Annotated in this window: 15 protein-coding genes; 9 read left to right on the forward strand and 6 right to left on the reverse strand. The window is 73.4% G+C overall.

Features of this window, described 5'->3' with window-relative positions:
- Positions 1 to 53: 53 nt before the first annotated feature.
- Genes BTM25_RS00395 through BTM25_RS00405 form a run of 3 tightly spaced genes read left to right on the forward strand, consistent with a single transcriptional unit; the run spans position 54 to position 2,764 of the window.
- Positions 54 to 1,478 carry a DHA2 family efflux MFS transporter permease subunit gene (locus tag BTM25_RS00395; protein WP_103560769.1) on the forward strand — a complete coding sequence of 475 codons (1,425 nt, stop codon included), beginning with the start codon at positions 54 to 56 and terminating at the stop codon, positions 1,476 to 1,478.
- Positions 1,475 to 1,948 (forward strand): pyridoxamine 5'-phosphate oxidase family protein, encoded by a 474-nt coding sequence (locus BTM25_RS00400; protein ID WP_103560770.1) that lies wholly within the window; start codon positions 1,475 to 1,477, stop codon positions 1,946 to 1,948. Before BTM25_RS00395 ends, BTM25_RS00400 begins: the two co-directional genes overlap by 4 nt.
- Positions 1,949 to 1,966: 18 nt before the next feature.
- Positions 1,967 to 2,764: a patatin-like phospholipase family protein gene (locus tag BTM25_RS00405; RefSeq protein ID WP_103560771.1), complete on the forward strand. Its 798-nt coding sequence runs from the start codon at positions 1,967 to 1,969 to the stop codon at positions 2,762 to 2,764.
- A gap of 156 nt (positions 2,765 to 2,920) precedes the next feature.
- Here the strand turns inward: BTM25_RS00405 and BTM25_RS00410 are convergent, their stop codons facing one another.
- Both BTM25_RS00410 and BTM25_RS00415 read right to left on the reverse strand, forming a co-directional pair.
- The gene (locus tag BTM25_RS00410) at positions 2,921 to 3,829 is read right to left on the reverse strand and encodes a M56 family metallopeptidase (RefSeq protein WP_103560772.1); all 909 of its coding nucleotides are present in this window, start codon (positions 3,827 to 3,829) and stop codon (positions 2,921 to 2,923) included.
- Positions 3,826 to 4,224, reverse strand: a complete 399-nt coding sequence (locus BTM25_RS00415; RefSeq protein WP_103560773.1) for a BlaI/MecI/CopY family transcriptional regulator — start codon at positions 4,222 to 4,224, stop codon at positions 3,826 to 3,828. The genes BTM25_RS00410 and BTM25_RS00415 overlap by 4 nt, the downstream gene beginning before the upstream one ends.
- 91 nt (positions 4,225 to 4,315) lie before the next feature.
- Here BTM25_RS00415 and BTM25_RS00420 point away from each other — a divergent pair, with 91 nt between their 5' ends.
- The 3 genes from BTM25_RS00420 to BTM25_RS00430 all read left to right on the forward strand — a co-directional run bounded on the left by BTM25_RS00420 (position 4,316) and on the right by BTM25_RS00430 (position 7,869).
- Entirely contained in the window at positions 4,316 to 5,707 is a 1,392-nt protein-coding gene (locus BTM25_RS00420; protein WP_103560774.1) for a cytochrome ubiquinol oxidase subunit I, read from the forward strand.
- Positions 5,704 to 6,603, forward strand: coding sequence for a cytochrome d ubiquinol oxidase subunit II (locus BTM25_RS00425; RefSeq protein WP_103560775.1), 900 nt, complete (start codon positions 5,704 to 5,706; stop codon positions 6,601 to 6,603). The genes BTM25_RS00420 and BTM25_RS00425 overlap by 4 nt, the downstream gene beginning before the upstream one ends.
- Positions 6,604 to 6,756: 153 nt before the next feature.
- Positions 6,757 to 7,869 (forward strand): type III PLP-dependent enzyme, encoded by a 1,113-nt coding sequence (locus BTM25_RS00430; protein ID WP_103560776.1) that lies wholly within the window; start codon positions 6,757 to 6,759, stop codon positions 7,867 to 7,869.
- Between the two features lie 3 nt (positions 7,870 to 7,872).
- Here BTM25_RS00430 and BTM25_RS00435 read toward each other — a convergent pair whose 3' ends face one another.
- The 4 genes from BTM25_RS00435 to BTM25_RS00450 all read right to left on the reverse strand — a co-directional run bounded on the left by BTM25_RS00435 (position 7,873) and on the right by BTM25_RS00450 (position 10,403).
- Entirely contained in the window at positions 7,873 to 8,232 is a 360-nt protein-coding gene (locus BTM25_RS00435) for a DUF2516 family protein (RefSeq protein ID WP_103560777.1), read from the reverse strand.
- 199 nt (positions 8,233 to 8,431) lie between these two features.
- Positions 8,432 to 8,980 carry a hypothetical protein gene (locus BTM25_RS00440; protein ID WP_103560778.1) on the reverse strand — a complete coding sequence of 183 codons (549 nt, stop codon included), beginning with the start codon at positions 8,978 to 8,980 and terminating at the stop codon, positions 8,432 to 8,434.
- Positions 8,977 to 9,372 (reverse strand): helix-turn-helix domain-containing protein, encoded by a 396-nt coding sequence (locus tag BTM25_RS00445; protein ID WP_103560779.1) that lies wholly within the window; start codon positions 9,370 to 9,372, stop codon positions 8,977 to 8,979. Before BTM25_RS00445 ends, BTM25_RS00440 begins: the two co-directional genes overlap by 4 nt.
- 77 nt (positions 9,373 to 9,449) lie before the next feature.
- Positions 9,450 to 10,403 carry a neutral zinc metallopeptidase gene (locus BTM25_RS00450; protein ID WP_235827962.1) on the reverse strand — a complete coding sequence of 318 codons (954 nt, stop codon included), beginning with the start codon at positions 10,401 to 10,403 and terminating at the stop codon, positions 9,450 to 9,452.
- A gap of 42 nt (positions 10,404 to 10,445) precedes the next feature.
- Between BTM25_RS00450 and BTM25_RS00455 the strand changes: the two genes are divergently transcribed.
- The 3 genes from BTM25_RS00455 to BTM25_RS00465 are packed head-to-tail and all read left to right on the forward strand — an operon-like array spanning position 10,446 to position 14,737.
- Positions 10,446 to 12,185, forward strand: coding sequence for a DUF2207 domain-containing protein (locus BTM25_RS00455; RefSeq protein WP_103560780.1), 1,740 nt, complete (start codon positions 10,446 to 10,448; stop codon positions 12,183 to 12,185).
- A gap of 26 nt (positions 12,186 to 12,211) precedes the next feature.
- A complete protein-coding gene (locus BTM25_RS00460) occupies positions 12,212 to 12,496 on the forward strand; it encodes a hypothetical protein (RefSeq protein ID WP_103560781.1) in 285 nt (94 codons plus the stop codon).
- A 24-nt stretch (positions 12,497 to 12,520) separates the two neighbouring features.
- Positions 12,521 to 14,737, forward strand: coding sequence for a glycoside hydrolase family 3 C-terminal domain-containing protein (locus BTM25_RS00465; protein ID WP_103560782.1), 2,217 nt, complete (start codon positions 12,521 to 12,523; stop codon positions 14,735 to 14,737).
- Positions 14,738 to 14,751 lie beyond the last annotated feature (14 nt).

The following is a 14,751-nucleotide window of genomic DNA, read 5'->3' on the forward strand; positions in this document are numbered from 1 at the left end:
TGTTACCGAACTATCTGTTACGGTCTCTCTTGTCGTCCCCGAAGGAGAGACCGATGGACCTTTCCCAGCCCCGCGCCCGGGGGCTCGCGCTCGCCGTCCTCTGCGCGAGCATGCTGATGATCATCCTGGACGGCAGCGTCGTCAGCGTGGCGCTGCCCGCCATCCAGGACGGCCTCGGCTTCACCGACGGCGGCCTGACCTGGACCGTCAACGCCTACATGATCGCCTTCGGCGGCCTGCTGCTGCTGTCGGGACGGCTCGGCGACCTCCTCGGCCGCCGGACGGTCTTCGTCGCCGGACTCGCCGTCTTCACCCTCGCCTCGCTGCTGTGCGGGATCGCCGCGAGCCCGGCCGCGCTCGTCGCGGCGCGGTTCCTCCAGGGCGCCGGGGGCGCGCTGGCCTCGGCCGTCGCGCTCGGGATGCTCGTCACGATCTTCACCGGGCCGCGCGAGCGGGGCCGGGCGCTCGGCGCGTTCGCGTTCGTCGGCGCGGCCGGCGCGTCGATCGGGCAGGTGCTCGGCGGCGTGCTCGCCGACCGGCTCGGCTGGCACTGGATCTTCCTGGTCAACCTGCCGATCGGGGCTGCGGCGATCGTCCTCGCGCTGCGCGTGCTGCCCGCCGACCCCGGGCTCGGGCTGCGGGCGGGCGCGGACGCGCTCGGGGCGGTCCTCGCGACGTCCGGGCTGATGCTCGCCGTCTACACGATCGTCCAGACCGGCGAGCACGGCTGGACGTCGGCGCGGACGCTCCTGCTCGGCGGCGTCGCGGCGCTGCTGCTCGCGGGGTTCGTCGTCCGGCAGGCCACCGCCGCGACCCCGCTGCTGCCGCTGCGGATGTTCCGCTCGCGCAATGTGTGGGGGGCCAATCTCGTCCAGCTGCTGCTCATCGGCGCACTGTTCAGCTTTCAGTTCTTCATCGCGCTGTACTTGCAGCGCGTGCTCGGTTACGGCGCCACCGCGACGGGGTTCGCGATGCTCCCCGCAGCCGTCGCGATCGGTGCGGCGTCGCTGCTGTTGTCCGCGCGGCTCTCGGCGCGGTTCGGGGAGCGCGCGGTCCTCCTCGCGGGGCTCGTGCTGCTGCTCGCGTCGCGGTACTTCCTGCTCGTCCTGCCGGTGGACGGCTCCTACCTCACCGACGTCCTGCCGCTCATGGTCCTGTGCTTCGGCGCGGGGCTCGCCATGCCCGCGCTGACCGGGCTCGGCATGTCCGGGGCGCGTCCCGAAGACGCCGGGATCGCGTCCGGGCTGTTCAACACCTCCCAGCAGATCGGCGCCGCGCTCGGCGTCGCCGTCGCGTCCACCGTCGCGGGCCGCACGCCCGGAACCACGCCGGACGCGCTCAACGACGGCTACCGGCACGCGTTCGGCGTCGGCGCGGTGCTGCTGGTCGCGGCCTTCGCGGTCGCGCTCACCGTGCTGCGCCGCGTGCGCCCCGCCATCACCACCGAACCCGCTTCCATCAAGGAGACCGTGCGATGACCGCCTACGGACCCGGCCAGGGACCCGCCCCCGCACCGCTGGACGACGCCGCGCTCGCGACGATCCTGCGCGAGAACCCGTTCGGGGTGCTCGCCACGACGCGCCGCGACGGCCGTCCGCAGCTCTCGACCGTCCTCCAGGCGTTCGACGCCGACGCGGGCCTCATCCGGATCAGCACGACCGAGGACCGGCTGAAGGTGCGCCGGCTCCGCCGCGACCCGCGCGCCGTCCTGCACGTCGGCACGCCCGATCACCTGGCGTTCGCGATCGTCGAGGCCGACGCGGAGCTGTCCGACGTCACGCGCGAGCCGGGCGACGCGGTCGGCCGCGAACTCCTGGCGCTGCAACCGCCGTTCTCCCCCGCGGACGAGCGCGCGTTCCTGGAGCAGGTCGTGGCGGACCGCCGTCTCGTCATCCGCCTGCGCGTCACCCGTCTCCACGGAACAGGGCTTGACCTGAAGGGAAGTTGAGGTCCGAGACTGGGCGCCATGAAAGCACTCGTACTCGGGCCGGGCGGCATCCCGGCGACGGCGTGGACGGCGGGCCTGCTCACCGGGCTGCGCGCGGCGGGCGTCGACCTCGCCGCGGCCGACCGGATCATCGGCACGTCGGCGGGCGCGATCGTCGGCGCGGTGCTCGCGTCGGGGGACGATCCCGCCCGCCTCGGCGCGGTCGCCCCCCGCCGCGACGGACGCCGTCCCGACCCCGCGCGGATGCGCGAGATCTTCCGGGCGCTCCGGGACACGACGGCGCCCCCGGCCGAGCGGCTGCGCCGGGCGGGGCGGCTCGGGCTCGCGGCGGAGGCGGCGGGCGAGGTGGACGGCGAGGAGGTGTTCATCGCCCGGATGGCCGCGCTGATCGGCGCGGAGCGCTGGCCGGAGCGGCTGGTGATCCCCGTCGTGGACGTGGCGACGGGCGCCGCGCGCGTGCTGGACGCGTCCGACCCGCAGCCGCTGCCCGTGGCCGTCGCGGCGGCGACCGCGATGCCGGGCACGGCCCCGGCGATCACGATCGACGGCCGCCGGTACATGGACGGCGCGCTGCGCGGCGGCGCCAACGAGGACCTGGCCGACGGCGCGGACATCAAGATCGTGGTGGAACCGGGCGCCGGTGGCCCGTTCGGCGGCCCGCCCGGCGAAGAACCGTGGCGGATCGTGCCGGACGGCCCGTCCCGCGCCCTGCTGGCCGATCCCAGCGACCCGAACGCCTGGCCGGCGGCGTTCGCGGCGGGCCGCGATCAGGCGGCGGCGGACGCGCCCCGCGTCGCCGCGGAGTGGAACGTCTAGCGCCGGCCTCAGCCGTCACGCGAGCGCGTTAACTGAGGGCCGGGACGACGCCGAAGGCGAGTCACGGACCGAAGATCGCGAAGCGATGCCGCGCTCGCAAAGGCACGGTTGCGGAGCGAGCCGCCAGGCGAGCGCAGCAGGCCGGGGCGTCGAAATTCAGTGGGGCAGCGCGTAGAGCAGGACGGGGACGATCGCGATGGCCGGGATCGCCACCAACGCCGCCAGCCGGGCCGAGCGCCGGACGGGTCGGGGCTCCAGCAGCCGGTTCACGCGCGCCATGACCGGGATGTCGTCGGTGGTGGCGACGCCGAGCGCGCCGCGCGGCGCGGCGGCGGGCCGGGCGGCGGCGAACCGCAGCAGCGCCGTCGCCAGCTCCCGGGCCGGACGGTGCCGCCGGGCGCGGTCGTCGGCGGCCATCTCGATGAGCAGTTCGACGGCGTCCAGGCAGCGGCCGACCAGCCGGATCTGCGGGAAGACCTGGCGCAGCGACGTGAAGGGCAGCAGCACGAGGTCGTGGCGCTCGCGGGCGTGGGCGCGCTCGTGGGCGAGGACGGCGGCCAGCTCGTCGGCGTCCAGGAGTTCGAGCGTCCCGGCGCTGATCACGACCTTCGCCGAGCGGACGCCCGGAACGCAGTACGCCGCCGCGCCCGGATGGTCGAGGACCAGCGTGCCGGGGACGGCGGAGTCGCGGCGGGACACCAGGGCGAGCACGGCCCGGTGCCTCCGCCGGGCGCGGACGACGCGGACGACCGCGCCCATCAGCATGGCCAGCAGGACGGCGGTCAGCCCGACCGCCGCCAGCAGCGCCGCCAGATGGACGCCGTCCAGCCGTCCGGCCTGGTCGGCGAGCAGGCCGGGCAGGCCGCCCGCGATGCCCTTGCGGTAGGGCAGCAGGGCGAGGCCGAGCAGGGCGCCGATCGTCGCGACGCCCCAGCTCAGCCCGAGGGCCTGCCACAGCGCGATGCCGAGGCGCGGCGCGCGCCAGGTCCAGCGCGCCCGCGACAGCGCGTGCGCGCCGCCGATCGTCGCGAGCGCGATGAGGGCGAGCAGCGCCGTTCCGGTCATGCCGGTGGCTCCTTGGGTGGGGTGCGGTCGGCCGTCAGGTCGGCGAGGGCCTGGCGTATGACGTCCATCTCATCACGGGACACCGACCGGACGAAATGGGCGAGCGCGGCGTCCCTGTCCCCGGTTTCGTTCAGCGCGCCGAGCATCAGCTCCGTCACGTAGCTCTCCCGGCTCTCGGCGGGACTGTACCGCCAGGCGCGGCCGTCGCGGCGGCGGCGCAGGAAGCCCTTCTTCGCGAGGCGGTCGAGCACGGTCATGACGGTGGTGTGGGCGAGGTCGCGGTCACCGGCGAGCGCGCGGCTGACGTCACGCGCGGTGGGGGCTCCGCGGCCGGAGTCCTCCCAGTCCCAGACGACTTCCATGACCGTGCGTTCAAGCTCTCCAAGACCCTTCACGACGTCAAGGCTAACCCACTGAGAGGCAAGTCACCACGGCGGGTAGTACTACAGGCTTTAGTACTACCGCTTGTAGTACTACATTCGTGGCATGAGCACAGCGCAGTTCCTCGCCGAGGGCGCCGCGACACCGGCCGACTTCGTGGCCGCGCGTCAGCAGATGGCGTTCACCCTGGGGTTCCACATCGTGCTGGCGTCCATCGGGATCGGACTGCCGGCGCTCACCCTGCTCGCCGAGTGGCGCTCGCTGCGCACCGGCGACCGGGTCTACGCCGAACTGGCGCGGCGCTGGATGAAGGCCGCGGGCGTGCTGTTCGCGGTCGGCGCCGTGTCGGGAACGGTCCTGTCCTTCGAGATGGGGACGCTCTGGCCCGGCTTCATGGACAAGTACGGCCAGGTCTTCGGCGGCGCGTTCGCGCTGGAGGGCATCGCGTTCTTCATCGAGGCGATCTTCATGGGGATCTACCTCTACGGCTGGGACCGGCTGTCGCCGCGCGCCCACTTCCTCACCGGCATCCCGGTCGTGGTGGCGGGCGTGCTGTCCGCGACGTTCGTCGTGACGGTCAACTCGTGGATGAACCAGCCGCGCGGGTTCAATCTCGTCAACGGGAAGGTCACCGACGTCAGCCCGCTGAAGGCCATGCTCAACCCCGCGACGCCGACCGAGGCGACGCACCTGATCCTCGCCTCGCTGATGGTCTGCGGGTTCCTCGTCGCGTCCGTCTACGCGGTGGCGCTGCTGCGGGACGCGCGGGCCGGACGGGTCGACCGCTACCACCGGCTCGGGTTCGCGATCCCGTTCACGCTCGGCGCCGTCTGCGCTCCGCTCCAGGTGATCGTGGGGGACTTCGCGTCCCGGTTCGTCGCCGGGCACCAGCCCGCCAAGTTCGCGGCGATGGAAGGGATCGAGCACACGCAGGCCGGGGTGCCGTTCAAGTTCGCGACGATCGAGATCCCGAACATGCTGTCACTGATGGTCAAGTTCGACGCGCACGCGACGCTGCGCGGCATGGACTCGATCCCGGCGGACGCCCGGCCGCCCGCCGAGGTCGTCAAGACGTCCTTCGAGATCATGATCACGCTGGGGATGTTCCTGCTGGCGCTCGCCGCCTGGTGGGGGTTCGCCTGGTTCGTCCGGCGGCGTGCGCTGGGCCGGGCCGGACGGCTCGCGTCCCGCGTCGACCTGCCCTGGAAGCCGTGGTTCCTGCGGCTCGCGCTCACCGCCGGGGGCGCCGCGATCCTCGCGATGGAGGCGGGCTGGACGACCACCGAGGTCGGCCGGCAGCCGTGGATCGTCTACGGCGTCATGCGGACGACCGAGGCCGTCAACCCCAGCTCCAACCTGCGCTACGGCCTCTACGCGGTGCTCGCCGTGTACGCCGTGCTCGCCGCCGCGACGATCAGCGTGCTGCGGCGGATCCGGCGGCGGCCCGACGCCGACGCGTCCCTGTCCGGTCCCGTCCCCGTGGGGAGCGCCCGATGAGCCACGCCGACGTCGCCCTCGGCCTGATCGTCCTCGGCCTGTCGGCCTACCTGCTGTTCGGCGGCGCGGACTTCGGCGCGGGCCTGTGGCACCTGTTCGCCCGCCGCCGCACGGACCGCGAGGTCATCGAGCACGCCATGGGCCCGCTCTGGGAGGCCAACCACGTCTGGCTGATCTTCGTGATGGTCATGACGTGGACGGCCTTCCCGCCGATCTTCGCGTCCGTGATGACCGCGCACTGGGTGCCGCTGTCGCTCGCGGCGCTCGGGATCGTGGCGCGGGGCAGCACGTTCGTGTTCGCCAAGGCCGTCCCGGACCACCACGTCCGCTACGGGGTGGTTTTCGGGGTGTCGTCGCTGCTCACGCCGTTCTGCTTCGGCGCCGTCGCCACCGTGATCACGACCGGGGACGGCTCGTGGCTCAGCCCCGCCGGGCTCTACGGCGGCGCGCTCACCACCGCGCTGTGCGCCTACCTCGCGGCGGTCTACTTGATCTGGGACGCGCGGCGGCTCGCCGACGCCGACGCCGCCCTGCGCTTCCGGGGCTACGCGCTCATGTCCGGGATCGTCGTCGGGGTGCTGGCGCTGCCCGGCGCCGCGCTGATCGACGTCCGGTCGCCGCTGATCATCGTGTCGGCGGTCGCGGGGCTGGTGTCGCTCGTCCTCGTGGCGCGGCAACGGCTGCTCGCGGTGCGGGCGACGGGCGCGCTGGCCGTCGTGTCGGTGCTGTGGGGGGCGGTCGAGCGGGCCGGGCTGGACCTGGACGGCGCCGCCGCGCAGGACACCGTCCTTGAGTTCGTGTTCGTCGCGCTGGGGATCGGGGCCGTGATCCTCGTGCCGTCGATGGTGTGGCTGTTCGTCCTGTTCCAGCGGTCCACGGAGGCCGAGGCGCACTGACTTGCGAGGCCGTCCCTCACACGGTCGGCAACCTTTCGGGGGACGTCGCCTCGCATTGCGGCGGGGGCGCCGGTGTCATAGCCACCACCGGCGCCCCCGTCGGCTTCTGCCGGACGGCGGTCGTAGCCTGGAAAGCCCCGGGAAAGGACACCGTTGTTCGGCGAGCGCGTGCTGGCGGAGGCCGCGGACGGCCTGCCCGCCTTCGTCTACGACCTGGCGGGCCTGCGCGACCACGTGGCGGCGATCCGCGCCGCGCTGGACGGCGCGGCGGAGCTGTACTACGCGGCCAAGGCCAACCCCGAGGCGCCGGTCCTGCGGACGCTGGCGCCGCTGGTGGACGGCGTCGAGGTCGCGTCCGGGGGCGAGCTGGAGCACGTCCGGACCGTCCTGCCGGACGCGCGCCTGGCCTTCGGCGGCCCCGGCAAGACCGACTCCGAACTCCGGACGGGCCTGGAGCACGGCGTGCACCGCGTCCACGTGGAAAGCCCGCACGAACTGCGCCGATTGGCGGCGTTGGGGCGTGCGGTGGACGTCCTGCTGCGCGTGAACCTCTCGGTCGACCGCTCGAACGCCGCCCTGGCGATGTCCGGCCCGTTCGGCATGGACCCGGCGGCGGTCGAGGACTGCCGACCGATCCTCGCCGAGGCGCCCCACCTGCGGCTACGCGGGATCCACGCCCATCTGGCGTCCGGCCTGGACGCCCCGGCGCTGCTGGCGCAGTCCGCCGCCGTCCTGGCCTGGGCGCGCCCGTGGCTGACCGGCGTCCCGGACCCGGAGATCAACCTCGGCGGCGGCATGGCCGTCGACTACGCCGACCCGTCCCATCGCTTCGACTGGCCCGCGTACGCGGCGGGCCTGCGGAAACTGGCCCGGCGCGGCGAGACGTTGCGCATCGAGCCGGGCCGCGCGATGACCGTCTACTGCGGCTGGTACGTCACGGACGTCCTGGACGTGAAGCGCTCCCACGGCGCGTGGTACGCCGTCCTGCGCGGCGGCACGATGCACCTGCGCACGCCCGTGACGAAGAACCACGACCACCCGTTCACCGTCCTGCGCCGCGCCACGGCCGGGCCGCGCACGGCGGAGCCCGTCACGCTGGTGGGCCAGCTCTGCACGCCCAAGGACGTCTTCGCGCGCCGGACGGACGCGGGCTCGCTCGGCGTCGGCGACGTCGTCGCCTTCACGATGGCGGGCGCCTACGCGTGGAACATCTCCCACCACGACTTCCTGATGCACCCGAAGCCGCGGTTCGTCCACCTCACGTGACCGTCACCAGGGGCCGTAGGGCCCCATGCCGCTCCGGCCGCCGCCCTTGTTGCCCTTGTACGGCTTCACCGCCGGACGGACGTCGGCGAGGTAGACGGCCGCCGCGATGAACGCCGCGACGGGCAGGATGCCGAGCAGCAGCGCGATCGGGGACGCGCCCTGCGTCGGCAGCACGACCAGCGCCAGCCCGATCACCGTGGCCACGGCCAGCAGGATCGTCCACAGCTTCTTGTTCTGCTTGCCCGCCGCCAGATAGGCGTTCGACGGGACGAGCAGCGAGTCCACGAGGGCGAACGCCTCCGTCACGAACGCGATGATCAGGAGCAGCCAGAAGAAGTAGTCCAGTACGCCGAAGCCGGTCACCGGCGATCAACGCTCCTGCCTGGTCTCGGGCGGCGCGCACGCCGCCGGTCCATCGCTTCCGCCACGACCCTACGCGGGACGGGCGCCGTCCCGCGAGATCACGGGGCCGCTGTGGAAAAGACGACCGGGCCCGCCCCGTTGTTCCCCGCAGCCGCGCGCCGGACGGGGGCCGGAAAGCCCCCGCCCGGCGTGTCGCGGGTCAGGACTTCGGCTTGCTCGCGGCGGAGCGCGTCTGCGACTTCGCCGTCTTGCGCGCCGTCGCGGCCTTCTCGGCGGCGGCGGGCTGGTCGGCGTCCTCGGCCGCGACCTCGGCGACGGCCTGGGCCGTCACCGTGACCTCGGCGGCCGTCCGGTGGACGACCTTCTTGCCGCGCTCGGCCAGTTCGTCGATGAACGAGACCGTCCGGGTGCTCAGCTCCGTGACGTAGGTGGCGGCGGTGTTCGGGAGTTCCTTGACCTCCACCCGCTCCTGGAGCCTGGAGACGTTCCCGGACGCCTCCTCGCGGTACCGGTCGACGTTCTTGCGGACCTCGGCGCGGTACTTCTCCACGTTCTTGGCGGCCTCGGCGCGGTACTTCTCGACCGCCTCGCGGACGCTCCCGCGGTACTTCTCGACGTTCTTGCGGGCCTCGACGCCGTACTTCCCGACCGCGCCCGGCACTTCGCGGATCTTCGCGACGGCCAGGTCGCCCGCGCCCGCGACGGTGTAGACGGCCTTGTTCTCTCGGAGGGTGCTTGCGAGGGTCATCCGACCTCGTCCTCTCTCGGATCGTCCGGTGCGCCGGCATCGAAGTCGTCCGCCTCGTTCTCGCGGCGGAACGAGTCGTAGATGTCCAGCAGCACCTGCTTCTGCCGCTCCGTGAGCAGCAGGTCGGCCCGGATCGAAGCCTGCACGTCCGTGTCGGCCGCGCGGTCCTCAAGGATCCCGGCCTGCACGTACAGCGCCTCGGCGGAGATCCGCAGACCCTTGGCGATCTGCGCCAGGATCTCCGCGCTCGGCTTGCGCAGGCCGCGCTCGATCTGGCTCAGATACGGGTTGGAGATCCCCGAGACGTCCGCGAGCTGGCGCAGCGAGATCTTCGCCCGCGTGCGCTGCTCCCGGATGTATTCCCCGATCGAGCCGACCTTGGAACTTGCCATGTCCCCACCCTGCGTCATGGTGCTTGCTATTGCAAGCACTCCAGCTAGCACCCGGCGGTGAAAACCGTCACAAACGGCTAGGAGACATCCGAAGCGGGTGCCGTCCACGTGGTGCAGACCGCCGGGCCGTCGCCCCGGTAGCCGAGGACGAGCCAGCCCGCGTAGTGCCGTCCGGACCCGTGGTCGCGCCGGTCGGCCGGCTGGCCGTCGTCGCCCCGGTGCCGGACGTCGTTCAGCATCGCCTCGTACTGGAGCCGCGTCATCGGCAGCGTCGCCCGCTCGGCGCCGAGGAACGCCCCGGCCAGGCACTGCGCCTGCAACTCGATCCGGCGGCTAGCCTCGGTGCGGGCCGGGTCGTCGCCCTTCTCCATCTCCTGCTGCCCGTAGGCGAGGATCCCCGCGCTGTCCTGGACGTGATGCCCGTACTCGTGCGCGATCACCCGCGCGAACACCGCGTAGTGCGACAGCGGCTCCCCGCCGGACGTCTCCACAATGTGCCGCAGCCCTACGTACATCGTGTTGTTGGCCGGGCAGTAGAACGCCGACGACCCGGGGCTCGGATACGAACCGCACGGGCTGCGGCCCGGCTGGTCCCAGAACACGCGGTGCGGGACGGTGTACTTCATCCCGCTGCGGCGGAACTGACCGGTCCAGGACGCGTCCAGGCAGTCGCTCAGCGTCTCCATGAAGCGGCGCATCGACGGGCCCTCATCCGTCAGCCGGGGCAGCGCGCACCGGACGGGCACCAGCTTCCCCGACGTGTACAGCCTGTTCCCCGTCGCGACCCGGCGCGGCACGGGCGCGCCCGCCGCGACCCCGGTCGACGACGCCCGCGTCAGCGCGCCGTAGCCCGCGAACCCGAGGGCGCCGAGGACGAGCACCGCCGCCAGCCCGCCCACGAGCCCGGCGATCGTCCCGCCCGCCGAGCGGCGCGGCGGACGGCGGCGCGGCACGTGCGCGTACGTCCGGACCCGGCCGCCCGGACGCTCCGGCAGGAGGTAGGGCGGCTGCGGGGGACGATGGCCTGCCATAGCGCGAAATCATCGCACGCCTTCCCGCTACGATTCGCTGCCATGTCCGGTATCGCGACCCCGGGTCGCTTGCGGAAGACGCTCGTCGCCGTCCTTGCGGGCGTTCTCGCGGTCGGCCCCGCCGCGTCCGCGTCCGCCGCCGTCCCGAACGCGTCGGGCGAGCAGCGGGTCGTCAAGGACGAGGTGGCCCTGACGGTCGGCGCGCACGGCACGGCGAAGGTCCGCGAGACGATCACCTACTGGTTCACCGGGAGCGACCGGCTGGAGCGCCGGTTCGTCACGCGCCAGCACCACAGCGTCACACAGGACCGCGTGTACCGGATCGCGAACGTCACCGTCGGCGCGGCGGACGGGTTCACGCTCGCCGGACGGTCCCGCGACGGCGACAGCACCGTCATCCGGATCAGGAACGGCCGGAAGCTGACCGGCGCGCACACGATCACGCTCCAGTACGACGTGAGCGGGATCGTCGCGCCCGCGGGCGGGCTGGAGGAGCTGCGCTGGCCCGCCGTCGGCGGCTGGCCGGTGCGGCTGGACGAGGCGCGCGTCACCGTGGACGCCGACGCCATGATCCGCAACGTCAACTGCTTCGCCGGGCCGATCGAGAGCGTCATCGGCTGCACGCAGTACTACACGAACCACACGCACACCCAGGGCGTGTACGACCAGCAGACGATGCTGCCCGGCGAGCACCTGACGGTCGTCGCGGGCCTGCCGCCCGGCACGACCGGCGGCAAGCCGATCTACGAGCGGCGGCACACGGCGGCGACGGCGTTCTCCGTCAACGCGGTCACGGCGGGCGCGCTGCTCGGGCTGCTGGTCCTGCTCGCGGGCGGGTTCCTGGTGCTGTACCTGCTGCGCGGCCGGGACGTCCGGGTCGTCGGCAAGAAGGCCGCCGAGGGCGACCAGGCGCCGGTCGCGGGCGCGGGGTTCGAGCCGCCGGACGGCGTCCGCCCCGGCCAGATCGGCACGCTGATCGACGAGCAGGCCGACGTCATCGACGTCACCGCCACGATCGTGGACCTGGCCGTCCGCGGCTACCTGCTCATCGAGGAGGAGGACCGGGCCGTCACCGGCCGCACCGACTGGGCGCTGCGCCGCCTCGACCGCCCCGACGACGAGCTGCTGACCTACGAGCGCATCCTGCGCGACGCGCTGTTCACCGCCCCCGACGGCACGCCGCGCGAGAGCGTCAAGCTGTCGGAGCTGGGCGGGGCGTTCGCGACGCAGCTCGCGCGGGTGCGGTCGGCGATGTACGCCGACGTCGTGGAGCAGGGCTGGTTCGCGCGCCGTCCGGACACGACGCGGTCGCGGTGGACGGTCGCGGGGCTCGTCCTGACCGTCCTCGGGATCGCCGGTACGGCCGCGCTCGCGTTCACCACCGACTTCGCGCTGGCCGGGCTCGCGGTGATCATCGCGGGCGCGGCGATGGCGTACGGCGGCCAGTACATGCCCGCCAAAACCGCGCAGGGCTCGACCGTCCTCGCCCACATGATCGGGTTCCGGGCGTTCCTGGAGCGCGGCGAGATCCCCGCGAGCACGGCCGACGCGCCCCGGCAGCGGATCGCGCTGTTCTCGCGGTTCCTGCCGTACGCGGTGGTCTTCGGGGTCGTCCCGCGCTGGGCCGAGACGGTCAAGGACGCGGGCGAGCAGGCCGAGCGCGCCGACAACCTGTACTGGTACGAGGGCCCGGCCGAGTGGGACCTGACGAACTTCGCCGAGTCCGTGCGCGTGTTCACGCTGGCGACGTCCGGGTCCATCTCGCAGTCGCGGGGGCTGTGACCGCGACGGCGGGGTAGGGGTCGGGCATGACCGAACCGATCGCCGCGGCCCCGATCGGGCCGACGTGGTACGCCGTCGCGGGACCGATCGTCGTGGTCCTGGCGCTGGCGCTGTGGCTCGTCTTGCTGATGCTCGCCGGGTCGAAGAAGCGCTACCCGGAGGCGTCGTCGCGGATGGTCCCGCATCGCGGACCGATCACCGGCGGGATGGGCCACGGCGGTCCGGCCTGGGAGCAGGGCGACGGCCTGCCCGCCGAGCCCGCCGAGCGCCGCCGCTCGCTCGCCCGCGAGGACAACGCCCCCTGGGACTGATAGGAACGTCCCCGGAGGTGCCGCATGTCCGAATTGAGCCTGGAGCAGAAGGCGTCGCTCACGTCCGGGAGTTCGACGTGGGACAGCACGGCGGTGGACGGCGTCCGGGCCGTCACGTTCACCGACGGGCCGCACGGGATCCGGCGGCAGGAGCGGCGCGACGGCGACGCGCTCGGGCTCATGCACAGCGTCCCGGCCACCTGCTTTCCGCCCGCCGTCGCGCTCGGCGCGTCGTTCGACGCGGGTCTCGTGCGGCGGGTCGGCGCGGCGCTCGCGCGGGAGGCGTCGGCGCTCGGCGCGGACGTCGTGCTCGGCCCCGGCGTCAACATCAAGCGGTCGCCGCTGTGCGGGCGCAACTTCGAGTACTTCTCCGAGGACCCGCACCTCACGGGCGTGCTCGGTGCGGCCCTGGTGGACGGCGTCCAGTCGCTCGGCGTCGGCGCCTGCGTGAAGCACTTCGCGGTGAACAACCAGGAGGCCGACCGGATGCGCGTCAGCGCCGACGTGGACGAGCGGACGCTCCGCGAGATCTACCTCGCCGCGTTCGAGCGGATCGTCACCGACGCGCGGCCGTACGCGGTGATGTGCTCCTACAACAAGATCAACGGCGTCTACGCGAGCCAGAACCGCTGGCTCCTCACCGACCTGCTGCGCGGCGAGTGGGGCTTCGACGGGCTCGTCGTGTCCGACTGGGGCGCGGTCAACGACCGGGTCGAGGCGCTGCGCGCCGGGCTCGACCTGGAGATGCCGCCGTCGCGGACCGACGACGAGATCGTGGCCGCCGTCCGCGCGGGCCGGCTGGAGGAGGCCGACGTCACCCGCGCCGCCGACCGGATGCGGGCGCTCGTCCGCCGCGTCGACCGGCGCGAGCGCTTCGACGGCTGGGACGCCGACGCCCACCACGAGCTGGCCCGCGAGGCGGCGCGCGGCGCGGCCGTGCTGCTGAAGAACGACGGCGTCCTCCCGCTTGATCCCGGCGCCGCGCAGCGCGTGGCCGTGATCGGCGAGCTGGCCCGGACGCCCCGCTACCAGGGCCACGGCAGCTCCCACGTCGTCCCGACCCGGCTGGACGACGCGTGGACCGCGCTCCGGGCGGCCGGGACCGCCGCCACGCTGGACTTCGCCGCAGGGTACCGGCTGGACGGCGCCCCGGACGACGGCCTGCGCGCCGAGGCGGTCGCCGCCGCCGGGGCCGCCGACGTGACGCTGCTGTTCCTCGGCCTGCCCGAGGAGGCCGAGTCCGAAGGCTTCGACCGGACGTCCCTGGACCTGCCCGCCGACCAGATCGCCCTGCTGCGCGCGGTCGCCGAGGCCTGCCGAAAGGTCGTGGTGGTGCTCGCCAACGGCGGCGTGGTGTCGGTCGCGGAGTGGCGGGACGCGGCGGCGGCCGTCCTGGAGGGCTGGCTGCTCGGCCAGGCGGGCGGCGCGGCCGTCGCGGACCTGCTGTTCGGCGCGCACAGCCCGTCGGGGCGGCTCGCCGAGACGATCCCGCTCCGGCTCGCCGACGTGCCGTCCTACCTGCACTTCCCCGGCGGGGACGGGCATGTCGTCTACGGCGAGGGCCGCTATGTCGGCTACCGGCACCACGACACGCTGGGCACCGAGGTCGCCTATCCGTTCGGCCACGGCCTGACGTACACGACGTTCGAGTATTCAGACCTCGCGGTGACCGAGACCGGCCCGAACGCCTGGACGGTCGAGCTGACCGTCACGAACACGGGCGGACGCGCCGCCGCCGAGGTCGTCCAGCTCTACACCGCGTTCGCCGAGGACCTTCCGACCCGTCCGCGCCACGAGCTGCGCGGCTTCCGCAAGGTGTTCCTCGCGCCGGGCGCCGCCGAGCGGGTGACATTCGCGCTCACCGGACGCGACATCGCCTGGTGGTCCACCGGACGCGGCGCGTGGGCGGTCTCGGCGGGCCGCTTCACGGTCGAGGTCGGCGCGTCGTCCCGCGACGTCCGGCTGACGGCCGAGCTGACGACGCCGGGCGACGGCCATCTGCCGACGCTCACCGGCATGTCCACGCTCGGCGAGTGGCTGGACCACCCGGTCGGCGGCCCGCTGCTGCGCGCCCGGCTGGCCACCGACGCGCCCGACCTCGCCGGGGAGCGGACGTCCCCGATGATGCTCGCGTTGCAGCGCGGGGTGCCGCTGGTGAAGTTCCGGACGTTCGGCGTCCCGCTCGGCCTGGCGGCGGTGAACGAGTTGGTCGAGGCCGCCCGCGCCGCCGAGACATTTTAATTGTTTGCCTAATA

The sequence above is a fragment of the Actinomadura rubteroloni genome, from assembly GCF_002911665.1.
In the GTDB taxonomy this organism is placed as follows: domain Bacteria; phylum Actinomycetota; class Actinomycetes; order Streptosporangiales; family Streptosporangiaceae; genus Spirillospora; species Spirillospora rubteroloni.